Annotated in this window: 13 protein-coding genes, 1 tRNA gene and 1 riboswitch; of the genes, 9 read left to right on the top strand and 5 right to left on the bottom strand. The window is 39.8% G+C overall.

Annotated features, from left to right (window positions below):
- Together HT718_RS09615 and HT718_RS06540 are read left to right on the top strand one after the other, a co-directional pair.
- Positions 1 to 374 (top strand): SIALI-17 repeat-containing surface protein (locus tag HT718_RS09615; protein WP_240147362.1); only part of this gene is annotated, 374 nt, incomplete at its 5' end.
- Positions 375 to 808: 434 nt separating this feature from the next.
- Entirely contained in the window at positions 809 to 7,279 is a 6,471-nt protein-coding gene (locus HT718_RS06540) for an SIALI-17 repeat-containing surface protein (protein WP_173267927.1), read from the top strand.
- 313 nt (positions 7,280 to 7,592) lie between these two features.
- On the opposite strand, the gene pepT is transcribed toward HT718_RS06540, so the two are convergent.
- Entirely contained in the window at positions 7,593 to 8,813 is a 1,221-nt protein-coding gene (gene pepT / locus HT718_RS06535; protein ID WP_173267926.1) for a peptidase T, read from the bottom strand.
- 153 nt (positions 8,814 to 8,966) lie between these two features.
- Here pepT and hemH point away from each other — a divergent pair, with 153 nt between their 5' ends.
- Positions 8,967 to 10,061, top strand: a complete 1,095-nt coding sequence (hemH, locus tag HT718_RS06530; protein ID WP_173267925.1) for a ferrochelatase — start codon at positions 8,967 to 8,969, stop codon at positions 10,059 to 10,061.
- Between the two features lie 40 nt (positions 10,062 to 10,101).
- Here the strand turns inward: hemH and mscL are convergent, their stop codons facing one another.
- Both mscL and HT718_RS06520 read right to left on the bottom strand, forming a co-directional pair.
- Positions 10,102 to 10,482 (bottom strand): large conductance mechanosensitive channel protein MscL, encoded by a 381-nt coding sequence (mscL, locus tag HT718_RS06525; protein ID WP_140832809.1) that lies wholly within the window; start codon positions 10,480 to 10,482, stop codon positions 10,102 to 10,104.
- An 81-nt stretch (positions 10,483 to 10,563) separates the two neighbouring features.
- Positions 10,564 to 10,995 (bottom strand): GtrA family protein, encoded by a 432-nt coding sequence (locus tag HT718_RS06520; RefSeq protein ID WP_020900769.1) that lies wholly within the window; start codon positions 10,993 to 10,995, stop codon positions 10,564 to 10,566.
- Positions 10,996 to 11,023: 28 nt separating this feature from the next.
- Positions 11,024 to 11,120, top strand: a riboswitch (PreQ1 riboswitch).
- On the opposite strand from HT718_RS06520, the gene HT718_RS06515 reads away from it, so the two are divergent.
- The 4 genes from HT718_RS06515 (at position 11,118) to dapA (ending at position 14,266) form a co-directional block, all read left to right on the top strand.
- Positions 11,118 to 11,627, top strand: a complete 510-nt coding sequence (locus tag HT718_RS06515; RefSeq protein ID WP_125451664.1) for a QueT transporter family protein — start codon at positions 11,118 to 11,120, stop codon at positions 11,625 to 11,627. (Overlaps the previous riboswitch by 3 nt.)
- Positions 11,628 to 11,726: 99 nt before the next feature.
- A tRNA-Thr gene (locus HT718_RS06510) sits at positions 11,727 to 11,799 on the top strand.
- Positions 11,800 to 12,198: 399 nt separating this feature from the next.
- Positions 12,199 to 13,275, top strand: coding sequence for an aspartate-semialdehyde dehydrogenase (locus HT718_RS06505; protein WP_000542462.1), 1,077 nt, complete (start codon positions 12,199 to 12,201; stop codon positions 13,273 to 13,275).
- Positions 13,276 to 13,330: 55 nt separating this feature from the next.
- Positions 13,331 to 14,266: a 4-hydroxy-tetrahydrodipicolinate synthase gene (gene dapA, locus HT718_RS06500; RefSeq protein ID WP_173267924.1), complete on the top strand. Its 936-nt coding sequence runs from the start codon at positions 13,331 to 13,333 to the stop codon at positions 14,264 to 14,266.
- Positions 14,267 to 14,312: 46 nt separating this feature from the next.
- Here dapA and mnmE read toward each other — a convergent pair whose 3' ends face one another.
- Positions 14,313 to 15,686 (bottom strand): tRNA uridine-5-carboxymethylaminomethyl(34) synthesis GTPase MnmE, encoded by a 1,374-nt coding sequence (gene mnmE, locus HT718_RS06495; RefSeq protein WP_173267923.1) that lies wholly within the window; start codon positions 15,684 to 15,686, stop codon positions 14,313 to 14,315.
- Between the two features lie 135 nt (positions 15,687 to 15,821).
- Positions 15,822 to 16,004, bottom strand: coding sequence for a 4-oxalocrotonate tautomerase (locus tag HT718_RS06490; protein ID WP_001117401.1), 183 nt, complete (start codon positions 16,002 to 16,004; stop codon positions 15,822 to 15,824).
- Positions 16,005 to 16,127: 123 nt separating this feature from the next.
- On the opposite strand from HT718_RS06490, the gene HT718_RS06485 reads away from it, so the two are divergent.
- A complete protein-coding gene (locus HT718_RS06485) occupies positions 16,128 to 16,727 on the top strand; it encodes a thymidine kinase (RefSeq protein ID WP_173267922.1) in 600 nt (199 codons plus the stop codon).
- Complete coding sequence (locus HT718_RS06480) at positions 16,717 to 17,196, top strand: GNAT family N-acetyltransferase (RefSeq protein WP_173267921.1); 480 nt, start codon at positions 16,717 to 16,719, stop codon at positions 17,194 to 17,196. The genes HT718_RS06485 and HT718_RS06480 overlap by 11 nt, the downstream gene beginning before the upstream one ends.
- Positions 17,197 to 17,204: the final 8 nt, after the last annotated feature.

The following is a 17,204-nucleotide window of genomic DNA, read 5'->3' as shown; positions in this document are numbered from 1 at the left end:
GCGCTAATGCGGTAGAAGCCGCTAAATCAGAAGTTCCATCTTATGAAGGTGGCGCTAACGCAGTAGAAGCAGTTAAATCAGAACTTCCATCCTATGAAAGTGGCGCTCATGAAGTACAGCCTGCTAGTTCGAATTTACCAACTCTTGCGGATAGTGTAAACAAGGCTGAAGCAGCAGTGCATAAGGGGGCAGAATATAAGGCTGCCCCGTCTACTGCAGTGCAGGCTATGGCGCAAGAACATACTTATCAAGCACCTGAGGCGCAGCAGCATCTCCTACCTAAAACAGGAAGTGAAGATAAGTCCAGTCTTGCAATTGTAGGATTTGTAGGGATGTTTCTCGGCTTGTTGATGATAGGGAAAAAGAGAGAATAATAGAGAAGTTGAGAACTTAAATTTTAAAAAATAAAAAGAGGTAATGGAAATAAAATTAGGTACCGACTTTTAAAGGTTAGATTTTTTCTGTCTAATCTTTTAGGTACACATCCTACCTCTTTTTATATTAATGGAACTTTATACTCATCTGTTCTTAGCCATAGAATGTCATAAAAACATGAAGTAAAAAAGTAGTAAAAATAATAAAAAACTTTGTTTTTTTTATTATAATATAGTATACTTATTATAACGAAAATGGCTAATGGAAGCATTATTTTATCCAAGAGAATGTAAGCGATTTCTCGATGCTTGTAATGGTCTAAATAAAGAATTTATTGGAAGGGGTTTTTGAATAGTACATAAAAATAACAATGTCACCAGTTAAAGCTGGGCTCGGGCAGTAGCTGACTGCTCTAGAAGATTAGGAGTATTTGATGAAACAATATTTTTTAGAAAAAGGTCGAATCTTTAGTATTCGTAAACTGACTGTTGGTGTTGCTTCTGTAGCAGTCGGTCTTACTTTTTTTGCATCTGGGAATGTTGCGGCTAGTGAACTTGTGACAGAACCAAAACTTGAAGTTGACGGTCAATCAAAAGAAGTGGCAGATGTAAAACATGAAAAAGAAGAAGCAGTTAAAGAAAAAGTAACTGAAAAAACAGAGCCTACTGCCGAGAAAGCAACAGAGGAAGCTAAAACTGCTGAAGTGGCTGGTGATGTACTCCCTGAAGAAATCCCTGATCGTGCCTATCCTGATACTCCAGTGAAAAAAGTGGATACTGCAGCTATTGTATCAGAACAAGAAAGTCCACAGGTAGAGACTAAGAGCATCTTGAAACCTACGGAAGTAGCTCCAACTGAAGGCGAAAAAGAAAATAGAGCCGTTATCAATGGTGGCCAAGACCTTAAACGTATCAATTATGAAGGCCAGCCAGCTACCTCAGCTGCTATGGTTTATACAATTTTCAGTTCACCTTTAGCAGGTGGAGGTAGCCAACGTTATCTCAATTCTGGATCTGGAATCTTTGTAGCTCCAAATATTATGTTGACAGTAGCTCATAATTTCTTAGTTAAGGATGCAGATACCAATGCAGGTTCTATTCGTGGCGGTGATACTACTAAGTTTTATTACAATGTAGGTTCAAATACTGCTAAGAACAATTCTTTGCCAACTTCAGGAAATACGGTTTTGTTCAAGGAAAAGGATATTCATTTTTGGAATAAAGAAAAGTTTGGTGAAGGAATTAAGAATGATCTAGCTTTAGTAGTAGCACCAATTCCACTTTCGATTGCAAGTCCAAATAAGGCAGCTACCTTTACTCCTTTAGCAGAACATCGTAGCTATAAAGCTGGTGAACCAGTTAGTACCATAGGATATCCGACAGATTCCACTTCTCCGGAATTGAAGGAACCAATCATTCCTGGTCAGTTGTATAAGGCTGATGGTGTCGTTAAGGGTACTGAAAAGCTTGATGATAAAGGAGCGGTTGGCATCACTTATCGCCTGACTTCTGTTTCTGGTCTTTCTGGTGGTGGAATTATTAATGGTGATGGTAAAGTTATTGGAATTCACCAACATGGAACTGTTGATAATATGAATATCGCTGAAAAAGATCGCTTTGGAGGAGGACTTGTCCTATCGCCTGAACAACTAGCATGGGTCAAAGAAATCATTGATAAATATGGAGTCAAAGGCTGGTACCAAGGAGATAATGGTAATCGTTACTACTTTACTCCAGAAGGAGAAATGATTAGAAATAAGACAGCTGTTATTGGCAAAAATAAATACTCTTTCGATCAAAATGGTATTGCAACGCTTCTTGAAGGTGTTGACTATGGACGAGTTGTTGTAGAACATCTAGACCAAAAAGATAATCCAGTCAAAGAAAACGATACTTTTGTTGAAAAAACGGAAGTTGGAACTCAGTTTGATTATAACTATAAAACAGAAATTGAGAAAACTGACTTCTACAAGAAGAATAAAGAAAAATATGAGATTGTATCGATTGATGGCAAAGCTGTCAACAAGCAACTGAAAGATTCCTGGGGAGATGATTATAGCGTTGTGAGCAAGGCTCCTGCAGGAACTCGTGTCATTAAGGTTGTTTATAAAGTCAATAAAGGTTCCTTCGACCTTCGTTACCGCTTGAAAGGCACAGATCAAGAATTAGCGCCTGCAACTGTTGACAATAACGATGGTAAAGAATACGAAGTTTCCTTTGTTCACAGATTCCAAGCCAAAGAAATTGCAGGCTACCGTGCAGTCAATGCAAGCCAAGAAGCAACAATCCAACATAAAGGAGTGAACCAAGTTATTTTTGAATACGAAAAAATAGAAGATCCAAAACCAGTAACTCCTGCAACTCCAGTAGTGGATCCAAAAGACGAAGAAACAGAAATTGGAAACTATGGGCCATTGCCAAGTAAGGCTCAATTGGACTACCACAAGGAAGAATTGGCAGCCTTCATCCACTATGGTATGAATACCTACACTAACTCTGAATGGGGGAACGGTCGAGAGAATCCTCAAAACTTTAATCCAACTAATCTTGACACAGACCAGTGGATTAAGACTTTGAAGGATGCAGGATTCAAGCGAACAATCATGGTTGTAAAACACCATGATGGATTTGTAATCTATCCTTCTCAATATACAAAACATACCGTAGCGGCAAGTCCTTGGAAAGACGGCAAGGGAGACCTTCTCGAAGAAATCTCTAAATCAGCGACCAAGTATGACATGAATATGGGGGTTTACCTGTCACCATGGGATGCAAATAACCCTAAATATCATGTTTCAACTGAAAAAGAGTATAACGAATACTATCTCAACCAACTCAAGGAAATCCTTGGCAATCCTAAATACGGAAATAAGGGGAAATTTATCGAAGTGTGGATGGATGGTGCGCGTGGTAGCGGAGCTCAAAAAGTAACCTACACCTTTGACGAGTGGTTCAAGTACATCAAGAAAGCTGAAGGAGATATCGCTATCTTCTCAGCTCAACCAACAAGCGTCCGTTGGATTGGTAATGAGCGTGGTATCGCTGGAGATCCAGTTTGGCACAAGGTTAAGAAAGCTAAGATCACTGACGATGTGAAGAATGACTATCTCAACCATGGAGATCCAGAAGGAGATATGTACTCTGTCGGTGAAGCAGACGTTTCTATCCGTTCAGGTTGGTTCTACCATGATAATCAACAGCCAAAATCAATCAAAGATTTGATGGATATCTACTTCAAGTCTGTTGGTCGTGGAACGCCACTTCTCCTCAATATTCCACCAAATAAAGAAGGTAAATTCGCAGATGCAGATGTGGCTCGTTTGAAAGAATTTCGAGCAACCTTGGATCAAATGTATGCGACTGACTTCGCAAAGGGAGCAACCGTTACTGCAAGCTCTACCCGTAAGAATCACTTGTACCAAGCAAGCAACCTAACCGATGGTAAGGATGATACTAGTTGGGCATTGTCAAATGATGCGAAGACAGGTGAATTCACTGTGGATCTTGGTCAAAAGAGACGTTTTGACGTAGTCGAACTCAAAGAAGATATCGCTAAAGGTCAACGTATCTCAGGATTTAAGGTTGAAGTTGAGCTCAATGGTCGCTGGGTTCCATATGGAGAAGGTTCGACTGTTGGTTATCGTCGTCTCATCCAAGGGCAACCTGTAGAAGCACAAAAGATTCGTGTGACTATCACGAATTCACAAGCAACTCCTATTTTGACAAACTTCTCTGTTTATAAGACACCAAGTAGTATCGAAAAAACAGATGGCTATCCTCTAGGCTTGGATTACCATTCAAATACAACAGCTGATAAAGCTAATACAACCTGGTATGACGAATCTGAAGGTATCCGTGGTACATCCATGTGGACCAATAAAAAGGATGCTAGCGTAACCTACCGCTTCAATGGAACTAAAGCTTATGTCGTATCTACAGTGGATCCAAACCACGGTGAAATGTCAGTTTACGTGGATGGTCAAAAGGTTGCAGACGTACAAACTAATAATGCAGCTCGTAAACGTAGCCAGATGGTTTATGAAACAGATGACTTGGCTCCAGGTGAACATACCATCAAACTCGTTAACAAAACTGGCAAAGCTATTGCAACTGAAGGTATCTACACGCTAAATAATGCTGGTAAAGGTATGTTTGAGTTGAAAGAAACTACCTATGAAGTTCAAAAAGGCCAACCAGTTACTGTAACCATTAAACGTGTTGGTGGTAGCAAAGGAGCTGCAACAGTCCATGTCGTGACTGAACCAGGAACAGGGGTTCACGGTAAGGTTTATAAGGATACAACAGCTGATTTGACCTTCCAAGAAGGTGAAACAGAAAAGACTTTGACAATTCCGACAATTGACTTTACTGAGCAAGCTGATTCAATCTTTGACTTTAAAGTGAAAATGACAAGCGCATCAGATAATGCCTTGCTTGGATTTGCTTCAGAAGCAACTGTTCGAGTAATGAAGGCTGACTTACTTCAAAAAGATCAAGTCAGTCATGATGACCAGGCCAGTCAACTTGATTATAGCCCAGGTTGGCATCATGAAACCAATTCGGCAGGTAAATACCAAAATACTGAGTCTTGGGCATCATTTGGTCGTTTGAATGAAGAGCAGAAGAAAAATGCTAGCGTAACAGCCTATTTTTATGGAACAGGTCTTGAAATTAAAGGTTTTGTTGATCCTGGACATGGTATCTATAAGGTTACTCTAGATGGTAAAGAACTTGAGTATCAAGATGGTCAAGGAAATGCTACTGATGTCAATGGTAAGAAGTACTTCAGTGGAACAGCAACTACACGTCAAGGTGATCAGACTCTTGTTCGTTTGACTGGACTCGAAGAAGGTTGGCACGCTGTAACCTTGCAATTGGATCCAAAACGAAATGATACCTCTAGAAATATTGGTATTCAAGTTGATAAGTTCATCACTCGTGGAGAAGATAGCGCTCTTTATACCAAAGAAGAATTAGTTCAAGCTATGAAGAACTGGAAGGATGAATTGGCTAAATTTGACCAAACAAGTTTGAAGAACACTCCAGAGGCGCGTCAAGCTTTCAAATCAAACTTAGATAAATTATCTGAACAACTTTCAGCAAGTCCTGCTAATGCTCAAGAAATTCTGAAAATAGCCACAGCCCTGCAAGCTATTCTTGATAAAGAAGAAAACTATGGAAAAGAAGATACTCCGACATCAGAGCAGCCAGAAGAGCCTAACTACGACAAGGCCATGGCAAGCTTGTCAGAGGCTATTCAAAACAAGAGTAAGGAACTAGGCAGCGATAAAGAAGCCAAGAAGAAACTAGTTGAGTTGTCAGAACAAGCTCTTACAGCTATCCAAGAGGCCAAGACACAAGATGCAGTAGATAAAGCCTTGCAAGCAGCTCTAACTTCTATTAATCAACTTCAGGCTACTCCGAAAGAGGAAGTGAAACCATCCCAGCCAGAAGAGCCTAACTACGACAAGGCCATGGTAAGTTTGTCAGAGGCTATTCAAAACAAGAGTAAGGAACTAGGCAGCGATAAAGAAGCCAAGAAGAAACTAGTTGAGTTGTCAGAACAAGCTCTTACAGCCATCCAAGAAGCCAAGACACAAGATGCAGTAGATAAAGCCTTGCAAGCAGCTCTAACTTCTATTAATCAACTTCAGGCTACTCCGAAAGAGGAAGTGAAACCATCCCAGCCAGAAGAGCCTAACTACGACAAGGCCATGGCAAGCTTAGCAGAGGCTATCCAAAACAAGAGCAAGGAACTAGGCAGCGATAAAGAAGCCAAGAAGAAACTAGTTGAGTTGTCAGAACAAGCTCTTACAGCTATCCAAGAAGCCAAGACACAAGATGCAGTAGATAAAGCCTTGCAAGCAGCTCTAACTTCTATTAATCAACTTCAGGCTACTCCGAAAGAGGAAGTGAAACCATCCCAGCCAGAAGAGCCTAACTACGACAAGGCCATGGCAAGCTTGGCAGAGGCTATTCAAAACAAGAGCAAGGAACTAGGTAGTGATAAAGAATCCAAGAAGAAACTAGTTGAGTTGTCAGAACAAGCTCTTACAGCCATCCAAGAAGCCAAGACACAAGATGCAGTAGATAAAGCCTTGCAAGCAGCTCTAACTTCTATTAATCAACTTCAGGCTACTCCGAAAGAGGAAGTGAAACATTCCATAGTTCCAACGGATGGAGATAAGGAACTAGTTCAACCTCAACCAAGTCTTGAAGTAGTAGAAAAAGTAATTAACTTCAAGAAAGTTAAACAAGAAGATTCAAGTCTTCCAAAAGGTGAAACTCGAGTGACTCAGGTAGGTCGTGCAGGCAAGGAACGTATCTTGACTGAAGTAGCACCAGATGGAAGCCGTACTATAAAACTTCGTGAAGTTGTTGAAGTTGCGCAAGATGAAATTGTATTGGTCGGAACTAAGAAAGAAGAATCAGGTAAAATCGCATCATCTGTTCATGAGGTTCCAGAGTTTACTGGTGGTGTGATTGATTCTGAAGCAACTATTCACAATTTACCAGAGTTTACTGGTGGTGTGACTGATTCTGAAGCAGCTATTCACAACTTACCAGAGTTTACTGGTGGTGTGACTGATTCTGAAGGAGTTGCTCATGGAGTTTCGAACGTTGAGGAAGGAGTTCCTAGTGGAGAAGCTACAAGTCATCAAGAATCAGGATTTACTAGTGATGTAACTGACTCTGAAACAACTATGAATGAAATCGTATATAAAAATGATGAGAAATCATATGTAGTTCCGCCTATGTTAGAAGATAAAACTTATCAGGCACCTGCAAATCGTCAAGAAGTTCTACCTAAAACAGGAAGTGAAGATGGTTCTGCTTTTGCATCTGTAGGAATTATAGGCATGTTCTTAGGAATGATTGGAATAGTCAAAAGAAAAAAAGATTAATTAATGTAAAATGTCCCTAAATAGTGTATTCGAATTGGATGCAAGAAGGTTGTAACAATTAGTTTTAGATTGTTTTCCTTGTATTAAGTGGAATATAATCAAGTAGACGAGAAAATTGAGAGATGACTAAAGGGGCAGGGAAAGAAGTCACTTCTAATACTTAATGAAAATCAAAGAGCAAACTAGGAAACTAGCCGCAGGCTGTACTTGAGTACAGCAAGGCGATGTTGACATGATTTGAAGAGATTTTCGAAGAGTATAAAATACTAAAACCGAGCATTTCCGTAGTTGGATATGCTCGGTTTTTTATCAATTATTTATAAGCTACGATACCAATGATGGTATCAACTGCACGTTCCATAGTCTGAAGGCTAACGTATTCAAAACGTCCATGCATGTTTTCGCCACCAGCAAAGATATTTGGAGTTGGGATTCCCATAAAGGAAATTTTAGAGCCGTCTGTCCCTCCACGGATTGGTTCGATAATAGGTGTGATGCCTAAATCTTCCATAACAGCTTTGGCAATGGTAATTGGAGTCATATCTTTTTCAATGACTTCTTTCATATTGTAGTACTGGTCTGTCAAGTTGAGAGTGACACGGTCGCTACCAAGTTCTTGATTCATCTTATCAGTGATAGACTGCATAGCTGCTTTACGCGCTTCAAAGGCATCTTTTTCAAAATCACGAATGATGTAGCTTGCACGCGCCTCTTCGACACTACCTGTCACATCCATTAGATGGTAGAAGCCTTGGTAACCTTCTGTTAACTCAGGTCGGTCATTCTCTGGAAGTTGATTATGAAAATCAATTGCTAGCTGAAGGGCGTTGACCATTTGCCCTTTGGCAGTACCAGGGTGGACATTGCGTCCTTGGAAATGCAATTCAGCACCCGCTGCTGAAAAGGTCTCGTACTGAAGCTCACCTAGTGGCCCACCATCAACTGTGTAGGCAAAATCAACATCAAAATCTTCTGCATCAAATTTATTAGCACCAACACCGATCTCTTCATCTGGACCAAAACCAACACGAATCTCACAGTGTTTGATTTCAGGATGGGCAGTCAGATATTCAATAGCAGTCATAATTTCAGCAATCCCTGATTTGTCATCAGCACCTAGCAAGGTTGTTCCATCGGTTGTGATGAGCGTTTGTCCTGGATATTTTTCTAGACTCTTAAAGTCAGCTGGATCGAGTTTGAAACCAGAATTTCCAAGTTCAATCACACCACCATCATAGTTTTCAATTACCTGTGGCTTGACTCCTTCGGCATTAAAATCAGCAGTATCCATGTGGGAGATGAAGCCAATCTTACGTGTTAAAGATGGATCATTGGCTGGCAAGGTACCAATCGCAAAACCATTTGGTAGATAATAAACATTTTGTAATCCAACACGTTTCATTTCAGGGATAAGAACATTGGTTGCGAAGTCAACCTGACTCTGCGTACTTGGAGTAGTAGTAGAGTGTTCATCAGAGCGCGTGTTGACCTTAACGTAGGTTAAGAAGCGGTCCAAGAGATTGGGGTAAGTCATAAAAAACTCCTTTTGAATTCATTTTTTCCATTGTATCATATAAAGAAAAGAAAAACAAAAGACAGAAGATTGAGAATGTCCCTATGTTAGCGTTTACTTATTGATGAATTAATGATAAAATAAACTTGATAAAAACATCACAAGGAAGCAGTTATGAAAAAAGCAATTTTAATGATGACCTTCGGTTCACCAGAAGAGATTACCTTTGAAGGTGTAGCTGATTTTTTCACAAATATTCGTCGTGGAGTGCGACCCCAAGACCACGAGATTCAGACTCTCTATGATAATTATGTACGAATTGGAGGTACTCCTCTGCAAAGAATTACTCGTGAAGAGGTTGCCTTGGTAGAAGCTAGACTGGGGAATGAGTATAGTGTTTACTTTGCCAATAAGTTTTCCAGCCCCTTTATTCCAGATGTGATTGGTCAGATGGAAGCAGACGGAATTGAGCAGTGTATTTGCCTGATTTTGGAGCCCCATTATTCTTTTTACTCTGTCATGGGCTATGAAAAATTTTTAGAAAGCAAACAAATTCAATTTATGGTCATTAAGGACTGGTATCAGGAAGAAGCGCTCTTAAACTATTGGGCGGATGAAATTGCTAAGATTTTAAAAGCAGAAGTAAAGCAAGACAGCTTTAAAGTCATCTTTTCAGCCCATAGTGTGCCTATTTTTGCCTTGGACTTTGGTGATCCTTATATAGACCAAATTTTTGAAAATAGCAAGCTAGTCGCTGAAAAACTAGGCTTGACTTCAGAACAATATACCAATACCTGGCAGAGTGAGAGTGATATCGGTATTCCATGGATTAAACCAGATGTTTTGGAGTATCTCAGAGAACAGACAGAACATCCAGACCATTATATTTTTGTTCCTATCAGCTTCATTAGCGAGCATATTGAAGTCTTGTTTGATAATGATGTGGAATGTTATGAGTTATGTCAGGAATTGGGTGTGACCTACCATCGTCCACCAATGCCCAATACGGATTCTCGCTTGATTGATGCCTTGGTCAATACAGTCAGAGCCAATGAATATCAAGAATTTAGAGAATTCTTCCCAGAAGAAGAAACCTTTGATGAATTAGTCCCTTCGGATGAAACTAAAAATATTTTAGATGAATCACAAGATTTACAAATGCCAGAATTTGTGAAAAAACTGATTGAGAAAAAAGGTCGTGAAAATGTTAAGATGCCTTATTTGATCAAGAAAATGCTAGAGAAAGCAGGTAAGTTGCCGAAAGAGTAAAGAAAAAGGATTTAGCTTTGTGCTAGATCCTTTTAAACGATTATTTTTTCTCAAGAAGCGCTTTGATTTCTTGAAGTACTTCCAATTCAGTTGGAGCAGCTGGAGCTTCCTCAGCAGCTTCTTCTTTTTTAGTAAGGCTTTGAGCTTTTTCCATAGCTTTAATAACGAAGAAGAGAACAGTACCTACAACAAGGAAGTTGATAATAGCACTCAAGAATTTACCATATGTAACACCATTCCATGCAAGTTCAGCGATGTTTTGTACTTTCGCAGCTTCCAAGGCTGGATTCAATAGAAGTGGAGTGATGATATCGTTAACGAATGAAGTTACGATTGCACCAAAAGCAGAGGCAATGATCACACCGACAGCAAGGTCTACGACATTACCACGAAGCAAAAATGCTTTAAGATCTTTTAACATTTTCATAATTCCTTTCCAAAATTTTTACTCTTTATTATATATTAATTAAGAAATGCTTGCAAGCTATATGCTTAAATTTTTTTATTTTTTAAAAATAAATACCTTACTAAAAATGTAATTAAGAATAATTATCAAGAATTGTGAAATAGCTGTTTCGATAGTATTAACCTTGTCTATATTATTATTTACAAATTGTCCAATAATATTAGGAAACTGGGTTACAAAGAGAAAAGTTAAAAATAAGTCTAAAAGAAAAGTAGAAAGACGGGCAAGAGTAAATTTCACTAAACGTCTTGGCCAATTCTGCCTAGCCTGCTTAAATACAATTGTATCATTTGTGATAAAGGCAAAGAGGATACCAATAATATTTGCTAGGGCAGTAGCAAGGAGTTCTTTATGAGTTAGTTGATAAATGACTAATCGGGATAGAATAGAAATAAGAGTAGTCGCTATACCAAAAAAGAGATAGGACAAGAGCTCGTTCTTAAAGAAACTTTGAATATGATTTTTCATGTTCTTAGTATAGCATAAAGAGGACTATTGTGCTATACTAGTAAGGTTGAATAAATCAACCCTTGGTGCTTAGCTTCTTTCACCAAGCATATTACACGCGGACAACCGCCAAAGGAGAAAAGATGAAAAAATTAACTATTCGTGACGTAGCAGATATTGCAATCGTTGCTGCTATCTACGTCGTTTTGACTGTCACACCGCCTCTCAATGCCATTAGCTATGGTGCTTACCAGTTCCGTATTTCAGAAATGATGAACTTTATGGCTTTTTACAATCCTAAGTACATCATCGGAGTTACCATCGGTTGTATGATTGCTAATTTCTTTAGCTTCGGACTGCTAGATGTCTTTGTTGGTGGTGGATCAACACTAGTATTCCTCAGTCTAGGTGTTTGGCTTTTTGCAAAATACAGCAAGGAATACCTCTTTAATGGATTAATTCGAAAAGATCATTTCTTTTTCTCAATCCTCTTTTCAATTTCCATGTTTACTATCGCTGCAGAGTTGAATATCGTAGCGCAATTACCATTTTTCCTTACTTGGTTCACAACAGGAATTGGTGAATTTGCCTCATTGATTATTGGAGCAATTATTATTGGTAAAATTGGTCGTCGAATCGATTTAAGCAAATAGAAGAAGATAAGCTAGGTAGCTCTTACCTGGCTTTTTCTTATGGAAAATGTCTAAGGAAACTTGACAAGTTTTTCTAACTATAGTATACTTTTTAAGTAAGCTGATTTAGCTCAGTTGGCAGAGCGCATCCATGGTAAGGATGAGGTCGCCGGTTCAATCCCGGCAATTAGCATTAAATAGTCAGAAAAACCCTTGATTTACAAGGGTTTTTGTTATGTCTGCCCCAAATCTGACCCCAATTTTTCAAAGATATTTCTTATGCACCCGTGTAAATAAAACTAAAGAGTTTCGTCTGTTGACAAAAGTCATTCTCTTTAGTAGAATAGAAGACGCGATGAGTCGATAGGTAGTTTTCGGACTACTATTGAGCATAAGGAGGTCATAACGCAGGAGCGGACCTTGATGAGTTGTGTGAACCTGCTCATCACATGAAGATGCCTCTTAGTCCCTGGTCTAATGACTGGGGATTTTTATTTTCTAAAAAATGATGAAAAAGCTTTGCAATTCATGGAAAAAGTAGTATAATACATCTATTATAGAAATTTTTAGAAAATTCCGAAAGAGGTTACTTATGGGATATACAGTTGCTGTAGTCGGCGCGACAGGTGCTGTCGGTGCTCAGATGATAAAAATGTTGGAAGAATCAACACTTCCAATCGATAAAATTCGTTTACTTGCTTCTGCACGTTCAGCGGGCAAGACTTTGAAATTTAAAGACCAAGATATTACGATTGAAGAAACGACTGAAACTGCTTTTGAAGGAGTTGATATTGCTCTCTTTTCAGCAGGTGGTTCTACATCAGCTAAGTATGCACCATATGCAGTTAAAGCTGGAGCGGTAGTAGTTGATAATACATCTTACTTCCGTCAAAATCCAGACGTTCCTTTGGTTGTTCCAGAGGTCAATGCTCACGCACTTGATGCCCACAACGGGATTATTGCTTGCCCTAACTGTTCAACAATCCAAATGATGGTGGCTCTTGAGCCAGTTCGCCAAAAATGGGGCTTGGACCGTATCATCGTTTCAACTTACCAAGCAGTTTCAGGTGCTGGTATGGGAGCGATTCTTGAGACACAACGTGAACTTCGTGAAGTCCTGAATGATGGTGTGAAACCACGTGATTTGCATGCGGAAATCTTACCTTCAGGCGGTGACAAGAAACATTATCCTATCGCCTTTAACGCTCTGCCACAAATCGATGTCTTCACAGACAATGATTACACTTACGAAGAGATGAAGATGACTAAGGAAACCAAGAAAATCATGGAAGATGATAGCATCGCAGTGTCTGCAACATGTGTGCGTATTCCAGTCTTGTCAGCTCACTCTGAGTCAGTTTATATCGAAACAAAAGAAGTGGCTCCAATCGAAGAGGTCAAAGCAGCTATCGCAGCTTTCCCAGGTGCTGTTCTTGAAGATGATGTCGCTCATCAAATCTATCCGCAAGCCATCAATGCAGTTGGTTCACGTGATACCTTTGTTGGTCGTATCCGTAAAGACTTGGATGCAGAAAAAGGAATTCACATGTGGGTTGTTTCAGATAACCTTCTCAAAGGTGCTGCTTGGAACTCAGTTCAGATTGCAGAAACTCTTCATGAACGTGGATTGGTTCGTCCAACGGCCGAATTGAAATTTGAATTAAAATAGTAATATCGTTTAGGAGTTCAGATGAACTCCTTCTTTGAAATAGAGAGGTGTTTTCATGTCTTACCAAGATTTAAAAGAGTGTAAAATCATCACAGCCTTTATTACTCCTTTCCATGAGGATGGTTCTATCAATTTTGATGCTATTCCAGCCTTGATTGAGCATTTGCTGGCTCATCACACGGATGGAATTCTTCTTGCTGGTACGACAGCTGAAAGTCCTACCTTGACTCACGATGAAGAGTTGGAGATTTTTACTGCTGTACAAAAAGTTGTTAATGGTCGGGTACCGCTTATTGCTGGTATCGGTACCAATGATACTCGTGACTCTATCGAGTTTGTCAAAGAAGTAGCAGAGTTTGGTGGTTTTGCAGCTGGACTTGCTATTGTCCCTTACTACAACAAACCTTCTCAAGAAGGGATGTACCAGCACTTTAAAGCCATTGCAGACGCTTCGGACCTACCTATTATTATCTATAACATTCCAGGGCGTGTGGTTGTCGAATTGACTCCAGAAACTATGCTTCGTTTGGCTGACCATCCAAATATCATTGGTGTCAAAGAATGTACTAGCTTGGCAAATATGGCTTACTTGATTGAGCACAAGCCAGAAGAGTTCTTGATCTATACTGGTGAGGATGGAGATGCTTTCCATGCCATGAACCTTGGTGCAGACGGGGTTATTTCTGTTGCATCCCATACAAATGGAGATGAGATGCACGAAATGTTCACTGCAATTGCAGAAAGCGATATGAAGAAAGCAGCGGCTATTCAGCGTAAATTCATTCCTAAAGTCAATGCCCTCTTCTCTTATCCAAGTCCTGCTCCTGTTAAGGCAGTTCTGAACTACATGGGATTTGAAGCTGGACCAACTCGTCTACCTCTTGTTCCAGCACCAGAAGAAGATGCAAAACGCATTATCAAGGTTGTTGTAGATGGCGACTACGAAGCAACTAAGGCAACTGTAACAGGTGTTTTGAGACCAGATTACTAATAATTACAATAAAATCCATGACCGCAAGAAGGATCATGGATTTTTCTTATTTTCCTAAACAGAATTGGCTAAAGAGTTGGGTAATGAGTTCATCTGGAGCAGCATCCCCTGTGATTTCTCCGAGGATTTCCCAAGTACGAGTCAAGTCAACTTGAAGCAAGTCAACTGGCATACCTAGTTCCAGCCCTTCATTAACAGCCTGTAGACTTTCGACTGCCTTCTCAATCAAGGAAATATGACGGGCATTTGACAAGTAGGTAGCATCTTGCTCAACCAAACCTGCATTTTCAAAGAAGAGGTTGTTGATACTCTCTTCAATCTTATCGATATTTTGGTTTTTAAGAACTGAAATACGGATGACATCTTCAGGGAGTTCTGAAGTTTCAATTGCTTCAGGCAGGTCTGTTTTATTAAGTAGAATAATACGATTAGTATCTTGACTAATTTCAAGCAGTTGTCGGTCTTGAGCAGTTAGTGGTTCACTGGCATTTAACACTAGTAGTACCAAGTCAGCTTCTTTGAGGGCTTTTTTCGAACGCTCAACACCGATTTGTTCCACGATGTCATCTGTTTCACGAATACCGGCCGTATCAATCAATTTGAGAGGAACACCATTGATGTTGACGTACTCCTCGATGACATCTCGTGTTGTCCCTGCGATATCTGTTACGATAGCCTTGTCCTCACGCAAGAGATTGTTGAGAAGACTTGATTTTCCAACGTTAGGGCGTCCGATGATAGCAGTTGAAATTCCCTCACGAAGAATTTTACCGCGGCGGGCTGTTCGAAGCAGATTGGTTAACAATTGCTCAAACTCCATAGTCTTCTCACGGACAACAGCAGTAGTAGCTTCCTCAACATCGTCATACTCAGGATAGTCAATATTAACCTCGACTTGGGCAAGAGTATTGAGGATTTCTTGGCGAGTATTATTAATGAGGTCAGAAAGGGAGCCGTCTAATTGCTTAACTGCAATGTTCATGGCCTTGTCAGTCTTGGCGCGGATGATGTCCATCACTGCCTCGGCCTGTGTCAAGTCCACACGACCATTTAGGAAGGCACGTTTGGTAAATTCACCAGGTTCTGCCAACCGAGCTCCTTCACGGATAGCCAGCTGGAGAATCTCATTGGTCACCGCAATCCCACCGTGGGTATTAATCTCAATAATATCCTCACGAGTAAAGGTCTTTGGAGACTTCATAGCTCCAACCATAACCTCGTCCATGACTTTTCCTGTCTGAGGATCAACAATGTGACCGTAGTTAAGCGTGTGGCTAGCAACCTGATTCAAGTCTTTTCCTTTAAAAATCTTTTGCGCAATGGCAAAACTGTCAGTTCCGCTCAAGCGGACAATACCGATAGCCCCTTCACCGAGTGGAGTAGAGATGGCAGCGATGGTATCAAATTCACGTGTAATCATAATGTTTCCTTTAATTCATAGCTCTTTTCTTGGAATATTCCAAGTCTCTTTTCAAATTGTAACAAATTTGGACTATTTCTTCAATGGATGCTACTTGGAGATTGAAAAAGCCTAAGCATTTCTGCTTAAGCTAGCTTATTTGGTGCGCATTTCCCCTTGTGGGAAATAAGTTCCTTCTGGCATGTCGTTGATGATGACATGAACAGCAGATTGAGGGGCTCCAGTGTTGCGGACAACCGCTTCCGTTACTTCCTTAGCAAGAGCTTTCTTTTGCTCGAGCGTGCGTCCTTCAAATAAATCGATGCGTACAAATGGCATAATAGCTTCCTCCACTAGTTTTTGATTTCTTCTATTTTACCACATTTTGCCGTTTAAAGCTTAAGAAAATTATGATATACTAGAATGTAGCAAAAATTTAGAAATGGACGTGAAGCAAGAAACATGGCACAGTTGTATTATCGTTATGGGACCATGAACTCTGGTAAGACCATTGAGATTCTCAAAGTGGCCTATAACTATGAGGAGCAAGGAAAAGGTGTTGTCATTATGACCTCGGCTCTGGATACGCGTGACGGTGTTGGCTATGTGTCGAGTCGAATTGGCATGAAACGCCCTGCCCTTGCGATTGAGGATACGACGGATATCTTTGGCTATATCCGAGACTTACCAGAAAAGCCTTACTGTGTTTTGGTCGATGAAGCCCAGTTTCTCAAGCGTCACCATGTTTACGATCTAGCTCGTGTTGTTGATGAGTTAGACATACCTGTCATGGCTTTTGGCTTGAAAAATGACTTTCGTAATGAACTGTTCGAAGGTTCCAAATATCTCTTGCTTTTAGCAGACAAGATCGACGAAATCAAGACTATTTGTCAGTATTGCAAGAAAAAGGCGACCATGGTATTACGAACTCAGGATGGACTGCCCGTTTATGATGGTGAACAGATTCAGATCGGTGGCAATGAAACCTATATCTCGGTTTGCCGTAAACATTATTTTGCGCCAATGATAACCTCTAACAAGGAGCAAAACTATGACAATTGAACTACGAGATGTTACAATGGAAAATTATTTTGATGTTTTGAATTTGGATGTCAAGGAATATCAAAAACAATTCATTGCAAACAACGCAATTAGTTTAGCTGAAGCATATGTCTACACTAAAAATGGAGATTTTGTAGCTCCATTGGCAGTTTATGATAATGATGCAATCATAGGATTTGTGATGTTAGCTTATGATAAAAAGATCGGAATTAGTAGTGGAAATTATTTACTATTTCGTTTTATGATTGATAAGAATTTTCAAAATCAAGGATATTTTAAACCAATTATGGATAAAGTGCTAGACTATGTTCGGACAGCGCCAGCAGGTTTAGGCAATAAACTTTGGTTGTCTTATGAGCCAGAAAATGAACATGCAGGATCTTGTTACCTCAGTTATGGATTCAAAGAAACTGGGGAAATATCCGAGAACGAAGTAGTAGCAATCTATAATCTAACAATTGAGAAATAAGGAGAAAA

The sequence above is a fragment of the Streptococcus sp. 714 genome (assembly GCF_013277115.1).
GTDB lineage: Bacteria > Bacillota > Bacilli > Lactobacillales > Streptococcaceae > Streptococcus.
This window is presented reverse-complemented; position numbering and strand designations above follow the sequence as displayed.